The organism is Flavobacterium macrobrachii (assembly GCF_014486675.1).
GTDB lineage: Bacteria > Bacteroidota > Bacteroidia > Flavobacteriales > Flavobacteriaceae > Flavobacterium > Flavobacterium macrobrachii.
In genome coordinates this window covers 1-2,380 of record NZ_JACTAC010000133.1, presented here as the reverse complement: position 1 = coordinate 2,380, position 2,380 = coordinate 1, and the positions used below count along the sequence as shown (strand labels likewise).

The following is a 2,380-nucleotide window of genomic DNA, read 5'->3' as shown; positions in this document are numbered from 1 at the left end:
AGCACATTGGCAATAGGCGGGCTTTCGTCTCCGCTTGATAGTTTTGAGGTAGCCGAAAGTTCAGTTCTCCGAACTAACTTTTGTGCTGAAAAGCCCGCCCATCGCCAATCTGCAAAACGTTAGCGGGCATTGTAAAAAACCGACCAAATAGACAACAATTGAAATAGAAATTAGAACAGAATGAAAATTATTAAAACCACTTTTGACGACTTTACAATTACGACAGACAAATCAAAAATGGATGTTGTTGCAATACATGAGTTTCTATCAAAATATTCAGGATGGAGTAAAAATATTCCATTTGAAAGAGTAAAGACTTCTATTGACAATTCGCTAAACTTCGGACTATTCCATAACGACAAACAAATTGGTTTTGCAAGAGTAATTTCGGATTTATCTACAATTGCGTATTTGGGTGACATTTACATTTTGGATAATTATCGTGGACAAGGACTATCAAAGAAGCTCATGGAATGTGTAATGAGCCATCCAAATTTAAAAGGTTTAAGACGATGGATTTTATTGACATCAACTGCAGATTGGCTTTATAAAAAATATGGCTTTATCAAGTTGCCTAAACCTGAACTATATATGGAATTATTTGACCCATATGTTTACAATTCAACAATAACTTAAACTAAGAAATTAGCTGCAAGAAAAGTACTGTTACCGTAATCACGCCAATAAATGGACTAAACGATTTTATTTAATGAAAATAAATATCAAAAATGAACAATAACTTAAACCAATAATGAATTAGCAATCCAACTGTTTGTGCTGAAACATTTTAGTTCCGACATTTTTATAAAACCCAAAACTTGTGTATATACCTGAGCTTGTGGTGACAATAAAATATATTTACCTCATACGATTGTTGATAAATAATATATTTTTATTGTTTTTCGATAAATATTTATTTATATTTGCAGAATAAATTTAAACCTCTAGCAAATGACAACAACAAATTCAACCGTCCTTAAAATTATGAATATCCTATTTTGGATTGTATTCATCGGACTTTGTATCAAGACTGGTGCATTATTGACTTCTTTCATCGTAAGCCTATTTGTAAACCCAGAAAGCTCTAACGATTTATACTTAGGACTTAACTTATTTGACCTGTATTCATTTAGTAAATCTCATTACATTTTTACAGCTATATTGTTTATGCTACTTACTGGACTAAAAGCATATATCACCTATTACGTTGTAAAAATTTTTATGAAGTTTGATTTGTCTAAACCGTTTCACGGCAATCTGAATAATATCTTTATAAAGATTAGCTATATCGCATTAGGAACTGGGTTACTTGCTATAATTGCAGAGAACTATGCTAAATGGATTATGAAGAAAGGCGTAACTGTTCCGATAGATTGGACAGGTAGTGAAATCCTATTGTTTGCGGGTGTTATATACTTGTTTGCACTTATCTTTAAAAAAGGATCGGAATTACAATCTGAAAATGATCTAACAGTTTAAACTATGGCAATAGTAGTAAACTTAGACGTTGTTATGGCTAAGCGGAAAATGTCACTAAATGAACTTTCTGAAAAAGTTGGGTTGACTTTATCGAACCTTTCCATTTTAAAGACTGGAAAAGCGAAGGCAATCAGATTTAGCACATTAGAGACGATTTGTATTGTATTGGATTGCCAGCCAGGCGACATATTAGAATATGTTAAGGACAAAAAAACAACAACGACCCGCTGACAACCAAAAAAATGAATTACAAAGAAATTGCCGAAATAATTATTGGACTGAAAAATGCAGACTTGGAGTTTCGGGACAAACTTATTCAAAGCGGACAACTAAGTGACGGATATAACGAAGAAATGAAAGAATTGCACAACAGAAATGCAAAAACCTTAAACGAAATAATTGACAAAATTGGCTATCCAACAACAATCAAAGTTGGTGAAGAAGCAAGTGAAGCAGCTTGGTTAGTTATACAACATTCTATCGGACAGCCTGAATTTATGAAAAAGTGTATGAACCTGTTAGAAGTTGCTGTTAGTGAAAACGAAGCAACCCCAAAAAATTTGGCGTATCTAATTGACCGAATAGCAGTATTTGAAGGGAAACCACAATTATACGGAACTCAATTTGATTGGGACGAAAACGGGAATTTAAGTCCTAATATTTTTGACGACTTGACAAAAGTAAATGAAAGAAGAAAATCAATTGGACTTAACACACTTGAAGAACAGACGAAAAAAATAAGAGAACAAGCGATAAATGAAAACCAATCACCACCGTCAGACTTTGAAATAAGAAAACAAGAAATTGAAGAATGGAAAAGAAATGTTGGTTGGACGAAATAACAACGACCCGCTAACAGCGGTAACTGTTGCACAACCTCAATAAAAAACTAAAATTTTAA

General features: G+C 32.9%; 4 protein-coding genes. All 4 read left to right on the top strand.

From position 1 onward, the window contains the following. Positions 1-180: 180 nt before the first annotated feature. The 4 genes from IAI56_RS15500 to IAI56_RS15485 all read left to right on the top strand — a co-directional run bounded on the left by IAI56_RS15500 (position 181) and on the right by IAI56_RS15485 (position 2,321). Positions 181-636 carry a GNAT family N-acetyltransferase gene (locus tag IAI56_RS15500; RefSeq protein WP_187658724.1) on the top strand — a complete coding sequence of 152 codons (456 nt, stop codon included), beginning with the start codon at positions 181-183 and terminating at the stop codon, positions 634-636. Positions 637-951: 315 nt separating this feature from the next. Then, on the top strand, positions 952-1,479 hold the full coding sequence (locus IAI56_RS15495) for a DUF2975 domain-containing protein (protein ID WP_187658723.1): 528 nt from the start codon (positions 952-954) through the stop codon (positions 1,477-1,479). Between the two features lie 3 nt (positions 1,480-1,482). Beyond that, a complete protein-coding gene (locus IAI56_RS15490) occupies positions 1,483-1,710 on the top strand; it encodes a helix-turn-helix domain-containing protein (RefSeq protein ID WP_187658722.1) in 228 nt (75 codons plus the stop codon). An 11-nt stretch (positions 1,711-1,721) separates the two neighbouring features. Next, on the top strand, positions 1,722-2,321 hold the full coding sequence (locus IAI56_RS15485; protein ID WP_187658721.1) for a DUF6624 domain-containing protein: 600 nt from the start codon (positions 1,722-1,724) through the stop codon (positions 2,319-2,321). Positions 2,322-2,380 lie beyond the last annotated feature (59 nt).

Bases quoted from the DNA above. Each gene is read 5' to 3' on its own strand.
- IAI56_RS15500 (WP_187658724.1), top strand. From the start codon at position 181: ATGAAAATTATTAAAACCACTTTTGACGACTTTACAATTACGACAGAC.
- IAI56_RS15495 (WP_187658723.1), top strand. From the start codon at position 952: ATGACAACAACAAATTCAACCGTCCTTAAAATTATGAATATCCTATTT.
- IAI56_RS15490 (WP_187658722.1), top strand. From the start codon at position 1,483: ATGGCAATAGTAGTAAACTTAGACGTTGTTATGGCTAAGCGGAAAATG.
- IAI56_RS15485 (WP_187658721.1), top strand. From the start codon at position 1,722: ATGAATTACAAAGAAATTGCCGAAATAATTATTGGACTGAAAAATGCA.